Annotated in this window: 16 protein-coding genes; 2 read left to right on the plus strand and 14 right to left on the minus strand. The window is 53.3% G+C overall.

Annotated features, from left to right (window positions below):
• Nucleotides 1-17: 17 nt before the first annotated feature.
• Nucleotides 18-290: an HU family DNA-binding protein gene (locus PL263_RS20095; protein WP_278211034.1), complete on the plus strand. Its 273-nt coding sequence runs from the start codon at nucleotides 18-20 to the stop codon at nucleotides 288-290.
• Nucleotides 291-303: 13 nt separating this feature from the next.
• On the opposite strand, the gene traN is transcribed toward PL263_RS20095, so the two are convergent.
• From traN to traL, 14 genes are all read right to left on the minus strand, one after another.
• The gene (gene traN / locus PL263_RS20100) at nucleotides 304-3,021 is read right to left on the minus strand and encodes a conjugal transfer mating pair stabilization protein TraN (protein ID WP_278211035.1); all 2,718 of its coding nucleotides are present in this window, start codon (nucleotides 3,019-3,021) and stop codon (nucleotides 304-306) included.
• Nucleotides 3,022-3,086: 65 nt separating this feature from the next.
• Complete coding sequence (locus PL263_RS20105) at nucleotides 3,087-4,118, minus strand: TraU family protein (RefSeq protein ID WP_278211036.1); 1,032 nt, start codon at nucleotides 4,116-4,118, stop codon at nucleotides 3,087-3,089.
• Nucleotides 4,115-5,260, minus strand: a complete 1,146-nt coding sequence (locus tag PL263_RS20110) for a TrbC family F-type conjugative pilus assembly protein (RefSeq protein WP_278211037.1) — start codon at nucleotides 5,258-5,260, stop codon at nucleotides 4,115-4,117. The genes PL263_RS20105 and PL263_RS20110 overlap by 4 nt, the downstream gene beginning before the upstream one ends.
• 52 nt (nucleotides 5,261-5,312) lie before the next feature.
• On the minus strand, nucleotides 5,313-5,792 hold the full coding sequence (gene lepB, locus PL263_RS20115; protein ID WP_278211038.1) for a signal peptidase I: 480 nt from the start codon (nucleotides 5,790-5,792) through the stop codon (nucleotides 5,313-5,315).
• A gap of 87 nt (nucleotides 5,793-5,879) precedes the next feature.
• Entirely contained in the window at nucleotides 5,880-6,197 is a 318-nt protein-coding gene (locus PL263_RS20120) for a hypothetical protein (protein ID WP_278211039.1), read from the minus strand.
• Nucleotides 6,187-8,601: a type IV secretion system protein TraC gene (gene traC / locus PL263_RS20125; protein ID WP_278211040.1), complete on the minus strand. Its 2,415-nt coding sequence runs from the start codon at nucleotides 8,599-8,601 to the stop codon at nucleotides 6,187-6,189. Before traC ends, PL263_RS20120 begins: the two co-directional genes overlap by 11 nt.
• Entirely contained in the window at nucleotides 8,598-8,861 is a 264-nt protein-coding gene (locus tag PL263_RS20130; protein ID WP_278211041.1) for an RRXRR domain-containing protein, read from the minus strand. The genes traC and PL263_RS20130 overlap by 4 nt, the downstream gene beginning before the upstream one ends.
• A gap of 7 nt (nucleotides 8,862-8,868) precedes the next feature.
• A complete protein-coding gene (gene traA / locus PL263_RS20135) occupies nucleotides 8,869-9,168 on the minus strand; it encodes a TraA family conjugative transfer protein (RefSeq protein WP_278211042.1) in 300 nt (99 codons plus the stop codon).
• A gap of 126 nt (nucleotides 9,169-9,294) precedes the next feature.
• Nucleotides 9,295-9,822 carry a TraV family lipoprotein gene (locus PL263_RS20140; RefSeq protein ID WP_278211043.1) on the minus strand — a complete coding sequence of 176 codons (528 nt, stop codon included), beginning with the start codon at nucleotides 9,820-9,822 and terminating at the stop codon, nucleotides 9,295-9,297.
• Nucleotides 9,819-10,625, minus strand: coding sequence for a DsbC family protein (locus PL263_RS20145; protein WP_278211044.1), 807 nt, complete (start codon nucleotides 10,623-10,625; stop codon nucleotides 9,819-9,821). Before PL263_RS20145 ends, PL263_RS20140 begins: the two co-directional genes overlap by 4 nt.
• A gap of 28 nt (nucleotides 10,626-10,653) precedes the next feature.
• Nucleotides 10,654-12,009 carry a TrbI/VirB10 family protein gene (locus PL263_RS20150; protein WP_278211045.1) on the minus strand — a complete coding sequence of 452 codons (1,356 nt, stop codon included), beginning with the start codon at nucleotides 12,007-12,009 and terminating at the stop codon, nucleotides 10,654-10,656.
• Nucleotides 12,009-12,698 carry a type-F conjugative transfer system secretin TraK gene (locus tag PL263_RS20155; protein ID WP_278211046.1) on the minus strand — a complete coding sequence of 230 codons (690 nt, stop codon included), beginning with the start codon at nucleotides 12,696-12,698 and terminating at the stop codon, nucleotides 12,009-12,011. The genes PL263_RS20150 and PL263_RS20155 overlap by 1 nt, the downstream gene beginning before the upstream one ends.
• A gap of 259 nt (nucleotides 12,699-12,957) precedes the next feature.
• Nucleotides 12,958-13,569, minus strand: coding sequence for a TraE/TraK family type IV conjugative transfer system protein (locus PL263_RS20160; protein ID WP_278211047.1), 612 nt, complete (start codon nucleotides 13,567-13,569; stop codon nucleotides 12,958-12,960).
• Entirely contained in the window at nucleotides 13,566-13,847 is a 282-nt protein-coding gene (gene traL / locus PL263_RS20165; protein WP_278211048.1) for a type IV conjugative transfer system protein TraL, read from the minus strand. The genes PL263_RS20160 and traL overlap by 4 nt, the downstream gene beginning before the upstream one ends.
• Nucleotides 13,848-13,936: 89 nt before the next feature.
• Between traL and PL263_RS20170 the strand changes: the two genes are divergently transcribed.
• Nucleotides 13,937-14,284 (plus strand): hypothetical protein, encoded by a 348-nt coding sequence (locus tag PL263_RS20170; protein WP_278211049.1) that lies wholly within the window; start codon nucleotides 13,937-13,939, stop codon nucleotides 14,282-14,284.
• The last annotated feature ends 286 nt before the right edge of the window (nucleotides 14,285-14,570 follow it).

Below are 14,570 nucleotides of genomic sequence, written 5' to 3' on the forward strand. Positions count from 1 at the left end.
AACCATTAACTCTAATTATGAACAAATCTGAACTTATCGACGTCATCGCTAGCTACGCCAATTTGACCAAAGCCGACGCCGGCCGTGCATTGGATGGCATCACTCAATCCATCCAAGCTGCTTTAAAAGCTGGCGATTCCGTGGCACTGGTGGGTTTTGGTACTTTTGAAGTGAAAGAACGCGCCGAACGCGCTGGACGTAATCCGCAAACCGGTGAAGCGATTACGATTGCCGCCGCTAAACTGCCATCGTTTAAAGCCGGCAAAGGTCTGAAAGACGCGGTTCAGTAAGGTTTAGGCCGCATTATTGCGGCCCCATGCCCCAGCCTTCCAGTTCAGATTGCCGTTTGACCGTAGGCACAACCAGATCGGTCATCCGGCCTTGGGTGCGGGTTAAGGTATCCTGCCGACCACTGGAGGCGGCACCGTATTTCTGCGGATTGAGTCGGCTGCCACTGCCGGTTAATTGATCGATATTCAACATTGCTGCGGCGTTGGCGTCTGTCAGCAAATGCCCGGTCTGCGCCAGAATGCCTAACCATTCATCCAGATTGACCTGAGCCCAGTCCACGCGATCCAGGTCCGATACTTTGATACCGGTACAGCTGGGATTTTCCGGTGTACCAAAATCCATTCCCAGTTGTGGCTTGATTTGTTCGTTGAGAATGCGTGCCAATGGCGAGTTATAGCAGCAATAACTTTCCTCGCGCTCCCAGCACACACCCGCCACCTTGCTTTTGCAGAATGTGCCTAAGTCCTTGCAGACTTTCAGCTGCTTTTTCGCCGCCAGTTCGTATTCAGACTGCTCGCAGGAATACACCATCTGGATAATCATGATGATGATCATCACCACGGTATAGGCCCCCATCAAGGTGCTGAGCATTTCACCGGCCACGGCTGCACCGCCGCCGAGTTCAACGCCGCCGGATTCCGCTGCAGGCGTTAAATTGCCTGCCGAATCGAAGGCCGCCTGGCCACCGGCACTGAACAAGGCATTACCCGCCGCTTCGCCAAAGGTACTACCGATCCATTCCGCTACGGAATTGGTCAGTTCGCTTTTGAGTGCATCCAACAGTCCCTGTTCGGCAATATCGGATACGCTGAGCAAATCGGAACCAACCAGGTCATTGACGCCGGAGGCAAAACTACTTTGTACGCCATTCCAGGCATCGCCTGCCATTGAGAACGGTGTTCTCAGGGTTTCCCAGGCACCACGAATCGCTGATGTACTGTCCATGGTCATAATCGCATTGTCCATTTGACTGGTGGTCAGCAGTAAATCGATGTATTTTCCAAGCCCCATGCTGCCCGAAGGCGTTTCGCAGCAATCCACCAGATTCAAGGCACCGCCGACCATTTTGCAAGTGGCATCCTTGCCTTTGAACACCTGGCAGGAGGTCGGATCTTTCTGCTGCAGATCAGCATTGGCATAATCACAACTCAAATCCATCGCCATTTGCTGGGCAGTATTGAGTAACGCTACCGCCTTGCTGAAATCCTGACTTTGCGTACGGTTCAGCGTCACGCAGTCTTCACCCATGCAGCGAATCGGCCCCGCACATTGTTGCTGGGTGCTACTTTGAATACCGGGAATGGCCACCGACTGGCCACAGTCATAGGTATCGACGCTATCCCAACAGGTACCGGAGCTCAATACGTCCAAGCACTGGCTTTTGATAAACGAACAACCGCGATTTTCTAAAGTAGAACAACTGGTGGTCGGTGTATTATCACTGGGTGGTTGCAGGCAATGTGTGCCGGCGGTATCAGTCCAGCATTGACCTGTGGCGTTTAAATCGCATTGGCCGGTTGCCGATATACTCATGCAGGTATTACGAATCCCGGTTGAGTTGACTATCGGTGCCTGGCTTAAATCCGACCCACAAATCAAAATTTGCGACGTCGGATCGACATAGCAGCCGGTGGTATTTGCAGGGTCGTTGGTACAACTGAGTTGACTGCCAGCCTGGCAAATACCATCGGTAATCGCGTTGGCCAGGTTCTGGCAGTTCGGTCCGCTCCAGCTCCACTGATCCTGGCTGATCAGTTTCGAGACATCGTAATGAAGGCGAATTCGTGAATAGCCTTCGCCATTGCCACCAACCATCGTGTCTTGTCGGAAGACTTTATTGCCGGTGTTGTTGAAGGCATAGGTCACATCCGTATTCGGATGATCCACCCAGCTTTTGCTGAGCTCACAGGATCCGCCCCAGCCCGAGGAACCCGTATAAATCAGATTGCCGCCGTAATACACCCGCGCATGGTCATCAAACTCCACCATTTCCAACGTGGCACTGGTAATCGCTTCCGGGTGGATGACGTTATAAGTGACTTGCCAGATAAACACGCCACAACCGGCTGACCAGTAATTGTCGCCGACCACACCCACATACAAATCCATACAGCCCGGACCGCAGCTCGAGATGCCGCCGTTACCGGATACGTAGGTCAGTAGCGGTTCGACCTGGACTTGATGCGTCGCCGTGCAACTGGAGGGTATCGTGGGTTGGCGCAGACACAGTTGATAATCCGGCACCTGTACCTCATGACTGGTCGCCGTTTGCGTCGTCACTGTGGTGCAGTCCGAAAACGACTGCGCCCAAGGCGTGAAATGGACAAATACTTGATCACCGGCGTTCCAGACGGCATCGTTTTGTAAATCCGGATGCGATTGGTGCGCATTGTTGACCAGGGTGCGATAGGCATTGCCGGTGGCACTGCTTTCGGCGTTCAACGTAGTTTGCGCATCCAAGCCGGCAGCAATCGTGCCGGGGTTGTTGCCATACAGACTGGTGATATTGGCGGTCGTGCTGTTGGTGGTATTGGCATCCGGAAACAACGTGCTAATCGAGATCGTACTTTCCTGCGTCGAACCCGGATTCAACGTCATCACACCACTGCCGTTATCCAGCGGAAATTGAAACCCACCTAGAATTTGTTGCCCCGTCTGCTGTCCTTGTTGGCCAGCGGCTTGAATCGCATCCGCCCAGGACACACCAAACGGCGTCCAGGCCAGAGTCACACACAATATTCCAGACAGTGTCTGGACAAACCGGCTCTGCGGATCGAATAGCGCTCTGAAGCCCATCACAACCCCACACAGCAGTCCTGCCAGCGCCACAGCAGGTAAAGATGATCTTCACCCGGCCCCGGAAAGGTATGTCCTGCCCCCCATTTGAACGTCGTCTCACCAATGACATGATTGGATTCGGTTTCTGCGACCGGATAGAACATCGACAGCCGGTATTGAGATTTGGGGATAAAGGGGTAGATTGAGCCGCCGCACAGAGACTCGTTACCGGAGGTTTTCCAGGCCAAGCCCCGGCGATGTAATGCAGCGGTGGCCCTTGTGGCCAACAAGCTGGTAATTCTGGGATCAGTGCCGTAACTGGTCGGCGAAATGCCCGATAAGGGATACATATGCCCCCAAGCACCGGCACACCAGAACAAAGCATCCAAAGGATTGCCGGTTGCCGCCGCCGCGGCATCGGCGACACACGCTGAAATAGCCACAGGATTGGCAAACAGCGCTGTTTCCGGACTGGTAAAGAACGCCAGTAAATCGTTATTCCAGGTGGGGTCCAGTTCCGACACATACAGCAAATCAAAATCCCGATAGCCATCGCTGTTGCAACGGCCATCCCAGAACAGATCCAGCATAATAGTCAGTGGAAAGGCAAAGTAGTGGTAATTGAAGAACGACATCTCACTGGCGTCGAAGTCGGCCTTACCGGTGGTGGCGATCAAGCGCACATTTGAAGCACTGAACTTATGTTCGCCCAATGCCGGCGAGCACCAGGGATTGCGGACGATTTCAATCAAACGGGCTGGATTCCATAAACCCATGGTCATCCCCAATTCCGGTATGCCCATGGGATCGGTGCAGAAGCAAAACTTCTGGTCGGTGGCGATACTCGGTACATTGCCACCCCCTAATGAAGCACCAGCGGCGCGAATCGGAAACAAACAGCTCCAGCAAATATCGGTGATCAACTTGCCCGACCACAGCTGGGCATCGGCACACAGTGGATCAGTGGCGGTGGTCGAGGTCCCAGCATAAAGCGGGCTTGCCAGCGTCAGTAGTGCGCCAAAAACCCAAGAAAAAACGCATCGCTTCATGACGGCGCTCCCTGTGAAGACGGTACTTTGCGTTCATGAACCACCAGGTGGTTGCCAGCTTGTTCGACCATGACCGGTACCCGCTGTAATTGAAAACGACTGCGCACATCCGGTGTCAATAAGTACACCGGTGCCTGTAACGCAGTTTCCAAACGCTTTAAACTGTCCCACCCGGACTGGCGCGGCAGCGACGTGGCCAAATACAGCACACGGGCTTTTTTGTCCTGGCAGGATTGACGTCGAATCAGTTCGATTTGAGCGGGTACCGTGGCATCGAATACCATCAGACATAAGCCAAACGGCATCTTGTCCAACGGATTAACGGTTTGTCCGGCACGGATAATCAACTGACCGTTGGGTGCTGCGAGATCGCGCGTGGCGGTGATGGTCAGATCCATGGTTCGATCACGATCCTCATGGGCAGCCGGCAATATTTCGAATTTTTGCTGGGCCCAGAACCGAGCGATGGCTTGTTGCTGCTTTTGTTTCCAGTCGATAGCGGCCATTCGGCGTTTAAGTTCTTCCAGCAAGTCGATTTCAGCAATCTCGCCGACATCGCCCAAGGAGCCTAAATCGCCCTGTTTGCCGACTTTGATTTGCTCGTCCAACCAGGACAAACTGCTCACACCTCGAACGTGTAGCCGGGATTTACTGTCTTGCTCGACGATCATGTCCGGTACGGAGGCCACAGACCAGCGCTGAAAACGGATGGGATCAATGACGATGTTTGGGACGGGATCAATGCCTTTTAGCAGACGCTTGAGGTCAGCCATCAACGCCGGTAGTTTTTGACCAGGCTTAGGGCCACGAAACACCAGTAACACATCATCCCGCCCTGAAGCTTCTTCGAAGATGTCTTTTAGCGCCACATCACCGAGTGAAAAAGAGACAAATAAAAGGGTGAGTGGTTTGTTAGATTGGTTTGTCGCAAGGCTACTTTCGGTTCCTATCGATAACGCAGAGTTTTGAATCGATTGCGCGGTTTCAAAGACCTGCATCGCCTGACGTTTCAAGTCCAACGGTTCTGCCTGACCGTTCAGCCATTCCGGTCGAGGCTGGCCTTCCAAGGCGTGCAATATGGCCTGAGAACGTTGCAGCCAGGCTTCTTCAGCAGAGACCAAGTCAGTGACCAATAACCCCATCAAGCACGCCATTGGACTGATTACTCGCAGAAGCGGCCGAGTGGATAGATAATCAAAACAACGCATAAGCCCGCCCAATCACTTGGTGGTCGTAGACATAGCCCCAATAGCGCGAGTCAAAACTCTTCGGGGTTTGCCCGGTCATCCAGTAGGCTGCCGGTGGAATGGTTTCATTGCGCTTAAAACTGGACGCGGGCTTTTTGAGTTTTTCCGCTAACGGCAAGCCTTCGATGATCAATGAACCGTTGACCGTAGTTTGATGGCTGTCGACTTGAATCCGATCGCCAGTGACACCGGCGGCAATCTTGACAATCATCTGACCGTCCTTGAAATACGGCGCCATACGTTCAGCACGAAAGGCCATCAGATCACCTCGCCAGATGTCTTTGTTATAGGTGTCGATCAGATAGATCCACTTGTCCGGCAAACAGCGATCCATTTGATCGTCGCCGCCGATCAGAAAGCGTTGACCGACGTAGCGTTCCACCGCCAACATCAATATCAGGATGGGCAGCGCTTTGAGCAAGAACATTCCGAAAGCCGCTTTGGTTTGGTAAGGCCTTACTCGGGCGGGTTTAGATTGCGCAGAGATTGATGAAGATTGAGTGCCGCTCATAACTCACCGAACTTGCGCTTGAATGTATAAATCACTGGGCGCAGCGACCACGGCGGTCGAATCGATCACCAGATAACCGGCATCACTGAGTTTTTTGGCTTGGCCTTGCCAGTCGTCAACCATCTTGGCCATTTGCTCTTGCGTAGAATTCGGCGGTATCGCTTGAATCAGCCTCGCTCGGTCTAAGATGAATACCGGTGTCACGAGATTGAGTCGGGCTATCGGCTGCTGCAGTTGCTGATGCGCAGCAAACCAGCCGCCCACGGAGCCTAAACTGCTAGCGATCAATACCATGCTCAGCCATTGTGATTTAACGTCCATGGCTGACCTCCCGAGGTTTGGTTTGTCGACTGTCGAGTAGTTGTTGAATGGCATCGCCTAAGCTCAAGCCTTGCCGACGCAATTGCTTGAGTGCCTGCACATCTTCCGGTTTGGTGGAAAACAGAATGCGTTTGAAGGGATCGACGATCAGGCGACCAATGCCAGATCCCATCTCGGTGATGAAGAAAATTTCCGAATAGGCGCCGGGTAAGGTATGGACGGTTTTTAAGAGTTCGTAGCCACCATCGGAGAGTGGCAAGCGACGATCTTGCTTCATGCCTTCGATGACTTCGGCTTTCTGGCCCAATAGATACATATTCGCCGAGTTCTCGACAATGGCCCGGCCCGCTGCATTGCGGTATAAATCGTTCACTGACTGGGTGATAGTGACGGCGGCACCGCCGTATTTCCGAAAGCGCCGGTAGCCGTGTTCCATAAACTTGGCGACATCGCCTTCGGTGAGCAAATCCCAAGCCTCGTCGATGATGACGATCTTGGGCCGGTTACGTTCGCCCAGATACATCTCCTGCTGGATTTGGTAGATCAGTTGCAACAACACCACCTGTTGCAAGTGTTTGCGGCCCTTGAGTTCTTCGAGTTCCAGCACGGTGAAGTCGCTAGCGAATTTGGCGTTGTTGCGGCCATTGAAGTAACGGCCGTATTCGCCTTTAGTGGTGAAGGGAAACAACTGCTCGCCGACATCTTTTAAGCGTTGGTCGGTTTCGGCGCAGAGCTGACTGGCAATGTCATCGACCGACATGGACTGGGCTTTTTCAGTCCAGAGTTGCTTCAATATCCGCTTGAGGCCTGCGGTCTGAAAATCGGTCAGTTTCTCGGTCGGTGCCGCCATCTGGCTGAGCAAGCCGGCTAACATATCGGCTTCTTCCTCGAAGTTTTGCACGATCTCAAACGGGTTCATGCAAATCCCCGAACCGTGGGTGAATTTCACAAAGTCACCTTCCAGCACCTCGCAGAGATTTTCATAAGAGCGGCCGACATCGATCGCCCAGATTTGCGCGCCTTCGGTCAGGTAGCTGACGATGATCTCGTTGGTCAGGAAGGATTTACCTTTACCGGATTCGGCGGCAATGCAGAGGTTGTAATTGCCCGTGGTATCAAACAGCGACACCGCCATGTGTTCGCCGTTACGCGAGACGAAATTCAAGGTCGGTGTGCCAGTGCCCGCCCAGTCACCGAATAGCGGTAACAACGGAATCGCATGGCGAGTGGCCAGGGTACGGTAACGCTTGAGATCGGCAATCGCCGACCGCTCGGGACCAAATGGCAAACAGTTGAGGAAAAACGGCAGGCAAAAATACTTATCTTCCAACAGCTGAAAACCCAGCTCCCGAAAATACACCCGCGCATTGGAGACGGCGGCCGATTCTTCGTGCTCATCGCAAAACAGCAGTACGCCAAAATAACTACGAATCGGCCGGTCGCCGTCGCCATAGGCCTCGAACAAGACGTCGAAGTTGTGTTTGCGCTGCACCAATGCCGGCAAAAACCGCGCAATCGGCGTGTTGACCTGGTTAGTAATGAATTGCCGCACACCTTCTTGGCGGGTACGGGTCGATTCGGCATCCGGGTAATGCAGGGTCAGACTGAGTAAGGCATTTTGGCGAATCCCGCGGGTACCGGACAAAATATCGCCCAGATAGCTTTTGGCACTGCCAAAGTAAAAATGATCCGGTGTGCGTTTGGCGGATAAGGTCTTCACGCGCTTATTGCCGAGCCAGACACCTTTTTCATCGGTCTCAACCGCATTGTCGTAATCCAAGAGCTGATCACGAATCAGCTGGGTCGGATCACATTCCGGTACCACACGATCTTTCCAACCGGCATCGGGATTCCAATTGAGGATAGTATTTAACACCCGCACATACTGATCGGCATCCAAAATCGAGGGATACAAACCAATCGTTGATAAGGACTGCTGAGTGGCGAGTTGCAATTCAGTCGCTCGTCGAATTTCGGCTTCGTTGGGTCTGGGGTTGGCGATGGGTAATTTCACCGTGACGATCACATGACTGCGTCGTAATCTGGCCCCTGAAATCGCTTCTGGCGGTTTGGTCGTGCCTTGGCGCAAAAACTCAATGCTGGCACCGGTCATGGTTTTATAGGTGTTTTTTTGCTGTTTAATCCGCCGAGTTTGCATCACCGCCAGCGATTCCTCGATGTCTGGCGAGGTCCATAAGCTCACTTGCAGCAAGGTCTCGGTCGGCCAGTCCTGGTTCAGCAGCACGTTGACGCGGGCCGCGACGCTTTGATCGGCGCCAGTTAGTGGTCGGCAGATAAAACCAAAACTGATGCTGGCGTCGGCCAGTAAAAATAAATGATGGTCGTTGTCATAGGCTAAGGCTGAAAATAAGCTATCCGCCGTATGGGTTCGGGAGGCTTTCACTTCGATACCTCTTCGCTGTACAGCACGCTCATGGCGACTGCTTGATGCGCGTGCAACAAACGTATGGTGTAAGGATGGCGGCTGACCCGTATCGCCCGCTTTTGGCGTAGCAGTTCCCGTGCGCGCGCCGGATGACAGGGATTGAGCGGTGTGCCATCGGCGGCCTGAACGCGAACCGTGTGGTCGGTCGTGTGTTCGGGGTTACGGCGGTCACCCGCCGCCAGCTCGGAAGGGGTGTGTGGTCCGGTGTGATGAGTCATAACGTGCTTACAGGGTTGCCGTGACGATATTGGTGATAATGGTCGGCGCTGCGAACAAACCCACGCCACTGGCAACACCCAGGACAAAGCCCATGATGCTGCCACGCACCACACCGGCGACCAGACCGACGATCACGAATACGATGGCAATGATCCGACCGAGTAAGCCTTCAACCCAGCCGGTCAACAAGGTCCAGACGTTGTTGAACTCGGTACCGCCGGTACCGGCCATGGCGTCGGACGCCATCAAAAGGAAAAAAAGCGATGCCAGGGCCACGAACACCTGGCTTCGAGTAGACGACTTCATTGAAACGACCTCTTGTTTAAGTAAAGACGGTTGCCCGTCTGGTCTCGGAAGGAATTTCCGGCTCAATAAAGCGGTCGCCCGCTAAGGCTCGCCAGACCCGAAGGCTCGGCGGTGAAGGTGTGTGGTTTAGTTTTTGGTGACAGGGTTGTTCAGCGTCGGCTGCATATTTCGCGGTTCACCCTCATCCGCATCCGCTAAGGGGCGCTTTTCCGGCGCGCGTTGCTCGACTTGCAATGGAATCAGCGAAGGACTCAACGTCGGTGCCGACTTACCAATCATCCAGCGCCGGGGTTCCAGTTCGGTGTAGACGTAGTTCGACACCATCAAATCCCCTTCAGCATCTTCCCAAGGGGCAATCCAGATCCGCATCACTTGCGAAGGTGTGCGAATAGGGGTCGGGTCATCGATCTTGGGCACCGGTTGCTGGACTGCTGGACTAAGGTCACTAGCAGGTGCGGTTTCCGTTGGATGATCGGGATTGACTGTCACATCCGCTAAGGCGCGATTGGTTTCCTGATACGCCTGTGTGGTTGACAAACATTGCGGTTCGTCGGGCATGCCTTTACAGCCATATTCGGTGGTGGCACAGCCGGATAATAGGCCTAACCCCATCAGGCTGAAGGCATACAATGAAAATTGGTGGTTACGGCTCATGGCTTTTTCTCAGGCTTAGGGGTTTCAGACGCGGTTGCTTTGACGACCTCATGCGGTTTATTGGCTAACCAATCGGCTAACACTTCAGGTGCGCCACTGTGGGTACGGCCATCCGGGGCAATCAAAAACGGCACACCCTGCAAGCCAAACAGCTTGGCGGTGACCACGGCTTTTTGCAGCGGCTCTTTATTGCATTGGCCAGGTGGTTCGGTCGGTATTCCGACGTAGTCTTGCTTCAACAGTCGGTCGCGAACACTGTCTTTGAGTTTGGTATCGCTGGATCCCAACTGACAGGCCAGTTGCACGACGATGTTTTGCGACTCGGGGCCGAGGATAGGGACCATTACTAGTTTGAAGGTGTACTGGTCCTGCAAGGCTTGCAGCTCTTTCATCACCTTGCCGCAGTAAGGACAACGCGGATCTATGAACACCAAAACCGAAGTCTTGCCGTGACCTATCGTTACCGGGCCTAAATCGTCGACATTGAGTTTCATGCGTGACAGATCAATGCGGTTAGCAATCTTGTCGATGTCCGGCAGATCCTTGATCTCCTGTTGAGTCCAGATGTCCATCAATTTGCCGCCGTAGAATGCAAAGCGGCCATTGCTGGAAATAAACACCGTCTGCTCGCCGGACTTGACCATCTTCATACCTGAGATCGGTAAATCCTGCATGCCGTCGATTTTGATCGATAGCAAGCCTGCGGCAATCTCGGAAATCGCAGGTTTTTGTGGGTTGGCAGCCAGGGCAATCGATACCCAGAATAGCGTGGCCAGTAATAAGAGAATGTGGCGTAGCGTCATAACGACCTTTGAGTTGGGATTGAATGAATTAGCTCGGTGACTTCAGCTTCAGCGCCGTGCCTTTTTGCACAATGAAATTGACCTGGCGGGTGGCATCGACTTCGATGACCGGGTAAATCTCTTCGGCCATATCCATGTAAAAATGCGACAGTCGCTCCATGGCATAACCGGCACCTTTCAAGGCACCGCCTTCCATCGACTGTGAAGAAAAGGCGCTTTGGAACGGCGTGCTGCCGGCCAGACTGCCCAAACCGCCGGTCATCAACACCGGGATTTGATTGCGCCCAAAGGCATCGGAAAAGCCGCGTAAAAAGCCGGCCATCATCGATTGTGCCAATAACGCACCTTGTTTGGACACCACGCGACCGCGCACACCGTTTTTGCCATCTTCGCCGGTGGCATAGGCATTCATCGGTACTTCAATCACGCCACCGTCCTGACGAACACAGGAAAAGGTCTCGCCGCGAAAGTAAGCCCGTTCGGCACTCAAATCACCAAAGCCTGCGGCTAACAGGAAACATTCACGGACATCAGCATGGAAACGGTTGGGCAGAATGGCTTCTTTTTTGATGCGAAATAGCACCGGCATCGGTTCTTTCTTGGCTTTCTTGCCGGTCGGTGCATCCAGGCCGTTCAGCAAAACACCCGTCAAAATGCTGCCGGCCGGGATAAAGACTTCGCTGTGCTTGGCGGGTTGGTCACTTGCGGTTTTACCCTCGGTATTTGCAGTTGGTGACTTTTCGTCTTTGATCACCCGGATTTGCAAGGCGGTGGTTGGCTGACCGTTGGCGGATCGTCCTCCCGAGACTCCGGCACTACCGTGGCTAGATGCCGGAATAGCAGCTTGTTCGAAGGCGCTGTTCAGGTCGTTGTTATCTAGTGACGCGCGTGCGGGAAGTCGGCGGTCATTGGGATGGCTGGGGGTAGGGGATCCTGTGCTCGGCGTAGTTGGGCCATCACCCGACAGTTGAGTGACTGCCGTCGGTTTGTTTTTAAGCGACTCGACTTCACCGGACACGGCTTTTAACTTTTGATCATAGGCTTCCCGTTCGGCTTCAGTCCATTGTTTGAAGCGTTGCTCACCCGATTGCTGCTCGCGTTTTTGCTGTTCTTCAATCGCAGCCAGTCGACGGCTTTGCTCTTCGTTTTTTTGCAGTAAATCCCGTAGCTGGGCCGAAATGCCATCAATGCCAAGCGAACGCGGATCACTATCGGTGAGGATGTGTTGAATGGTGGCCTGTTTACTAAGCGGTTTGGTGACTTCCGGGGTGACGGTAGCCAAACCAATGATGGTGGCCAGCAAGACGCCGCCAATCCCACCCACCGCCAAATTACGTTTGGCCGTGGGGCTTAAACTCGACCACCATGAATCGACACCGACCATTAGCGTTGGCCTCCGGTGAGTAATGAGGGTCTGAGCGTGGTGGCGGTTTCAGGTGTCCGTCTCAATGCGACATACAATTCGGTGGACTCATTCAGTCCCAACACGACTTTAGGCCAGGCGGCGACCGCCAACACGTCGTCTTTGTTGGTCGCACATGCGCGCTCATCAAATTCCAACGGATCGCTGCCGGCATTGCGGGCCAGACCGACCAGAATCAGCATGTCCTGACCTTCCAACACTTGGCCGGTCCGAATCTGCACTTTATCTTGCAGGCAATGGATGTGTTCGGATTTACTGGGCTCGCGCAGAGAATAGCCTGCTGGTGTCTTTTGCAAACCAAGATCGCGGAATAACTTTTTTAGCTGAGTGATGTAGGCCTGTTCCTGATCGCTGGCCTTGCTACCGGATGCGGCAGACTGCTGTTGCAGCTTGGTCAGCACCTTGTAACTGTCTTTATCCAGGCTCAGATGAATCTCCCGGGCCGGGATACGTTTGGGAATCAGCGTCAGTGACAAGGCGATGTCCTGATTATCGCCCGGCGTAATGTACAAGGTCACCGGCGTCTCATCGGCGGTTGCGACATAAACGATTTTGCCTTTGGTGCTGGTCGTTGCCTGACTGGTGGTTGTGACCACCGGATTGTCGAACGGCGTAACCAAACGATTGAGATGACCCACTGCAATTGGCATCAGTTCGTTGATACCGGGTTTGACTTGAATATTTTGTGGTGCAACCGAGGACGTGACCTGTTGATTGGCCGCTTTTAAGACGCTGGCGTCAACGGGGGGAGTTCGATACCCAGCGATTGTGAATCGCTCGATGGCACAGTCGATTCGGGTATGCGATCACCCACTGTGGTCACCGGCGGTAACACGGTGATCGGTAATTCCTCGGCGGACGCAGCGCTACTGATGATCAATAACAATGCCCAATGGCGGCAGGCTTTATTCATGGTTTGAGTTCTCCTGGCTGAGGTGGCAGGGCTTTTAAGCGTTCCACTGTTCTAGGGGCATCGGGATAGACATCGATAAACTCCAGACGCGGCCGGTAGTTTTTGATGGCGATGATGAATTCATAGGTACGCGGTTTAATGTCCGGCTTAGAACTGGGGCCTTGGCTTTTGAGTTCGCCGCTGACGAAGACCTTGTTGGTCTCGGCTTCGTAATCCACATGACGCGGGGTAAAGCTGATCGCCACTCGATCCATCTTGATGGCTTTGATTTGATCGGTCATGGCATCCAGGACACTTCGATAGATGTCCGGTGCCAGTAATGGCTCAATCGCGGTTTTCAGGAAATCGGCATTGGCGGGCGTGGTATTACCCAACAGTTCCGCCAGAAACAAGCCCCACGATTCCTTGAATTCACTGGAGGCCGATGTGCGGGTGACTTCGACCTCCTTGTTTAAGGTCGGTGGCACCAGGATGATGCTGCGCTCGGTCCGCCAGGCGGCCAGCGAGGTAATCACGCACACCACCAACAAGCCGATGATGATCACGCGGCTAAAGCGATTCTCGGTCTCGTGGCCGTCCCAGGTCTGCAGAAAATCCGATAACTTCATGGCAGAAATCGACGGATATAGGGATTGGGAATGGTCATTGCCTGGCTGGGCAGCAACCCTAACCAATACAAGGCATGTAAGGTATAACCGTCGGGCCGGTTATCACGAAAACGGCGGTAGAATTTAACCGCGATTAATCCAATGACCAGTGCAGGAATGAAGTGATCAATCAACATGCCGGTCAGCATGCAGACCATGAACGGCACAATCTCATCGGCACTCCACAACAGAATGTGGATCGGATCGTCGATGGTTTGGGGGATGGCAACGGGTTCCATAATGACCTCGGTTTAGGATGGTCATCATTGTGAAGTGATATTCAGCAAGGCATCTTGCAGCTAATGCCGAATTTGGCATTTGCTGCAAGATGAGGCAATTTTTTAGTTGTGATGCAATATGGAGTAATGATCAGTTCAGCGAGCTAATCGGCGGTTCTGTCTCGTTGGTGGAGACTAGCTGGATATGCATCGGTGATGCCTTGGTATATGGCTTCAGTATTTACGTTGTTGCCCGCGGTGCGCGAATGAAAGCCAAGGCGGCGCTATTCAAAGGCGGCATCATGGCGGCTTTTGGTCTTTTCGTTCTTGGTCAAGTCATTGATAAGATGATTTTTCCGCAGATTCCAGTATATGAGGCCATCGGCACCCATAGGTTTGTTGGCACTTGTGGCAAACAGCGTGTGTTTTGTTTTGCTCTGGCGGCATCGATTCGATGATACAAACATGAGTTCAGTTTGGTTGTGTTCACGAAACGATATTATTGCGTATGTCTCGGTGTTGTTTGCCGCTGTTGGAGTTTGGTTCACCAATTCAGCTTGGCCAGATATTCTGATCGGTGTGGCACTCGCAGCTCTTTTTTTACGCTCAGCGTTATTCGTATTGCGCGAAGCCATTACGGGGGGGGCTTCGCTTTTAGCTACGCGACAAACACTCCACTTTTTGTCTATTAGCGACTGCCCCGTTTCGGGTAGATATCTGCCTTTCTGAGTCAACGGTACTTCA

It is taken from the genome of Methylomonas sp. EFPC3, assembly GCF_029643245.1.
Lineage (GTDB): Bacteria > Pseudomonadota > Gammaproteobacteria > Methylococcales > Methylomonadaceae > Methylomonas > Methylomonas koyamae_B.

Coding starts and splice junctions, on each gene's coding strand:
- PL263_RS20130 (WP_278211041.1), bottom strand. CDS start 8,861: ATGACTCATCACACCGGACCACACACCCCTTCCGAGCTGGCGGCGGGT.
- PL263_RS20150 (WP_278211045.1), bottom strand. CDS start 12,009: ATGGTCGGTGTCGATTCATGGTGGTCGAGTTTAAGCCCCACGGCCAAA.
- PL263_RS20140 (WP_278211043.1), bottom strand. CDS start 9,822: ATGAGCCGTAACCACCAATTTTCATTGTATGCCTTCAGCCTGATGGGG.
- PL263_RS20110 (WP_278211037.1), bottom strand. CDS start 5,260: ATGGGGTTATTGGTCACTGACTTGGTCTCTGCTGAAGAAGCCTGGCTG.
- PL263_RS20095 (WP_278211034.1), top strand. CDS start 18: ATGAACAAATCTGAACTTATCGACGTCATCGCTAGCTACGCCAATTTG.
- PL263_RS20160 (WP_278211047.1), bottom strand. CDS start 13,569: ATGAAGTTATCGGATTTTCTGCAGACCTGGGACGGCCACGAGACCGAG.
- PL263_RS20120 (WP_278211039.1), bottom strand. CDS start 6,197: ATGGACGTTAAATCACAATGGCTGAGCATGGTATTGATCGCTAGCAGT.
- PL263_RS20145 (WP_278211044.1), bottom strand. CDS start 10,625: ATGACGCTACGCCACATTCTCTTATTACTGGCCACGCTATTCTGGGTA.
- traL (WP_278211048.1), bottom strand. CDS start 13,847: ATGGAACCCGTTGCCATCCCCCAAACCATCGACGATCCGATCCACATT.
- traA (WP_278211042.1), bottom strand. CDS start 9,168: ATGAAGTCGTCTACTCGAAGCCAGGTGTTCGTGGCCCTGGCATCGCTT.
- PL263_RS20105 (WP_278211036.1), bottom strand. CDS start 4,118: ATGAAGCGATGCGTTTTTTCTTGGGTTTTTGGCGCACTACTGACGCTG.
- lepB (WP_278211038.1), bottom strand. CDS start 5,792: ATGTTCTTGCTCAAAGCGCTGCCCATCCTGATATTGATGTTGGCGGTG.
- PL263_RS20170 (WP_278211049.1), top strand. CDS start 13,937: ATGAGGCAATTTTTTAGTTGTGATGCAATATGGAGTAATGATCAGTTC.
- PL263_RS20155 (WP_278211046.1), bottom strand. CDS start 12,698: ATGCCAATTGCAGTGGGTCATCTCAATCGTTTGGTTACGCCGTTCGAC.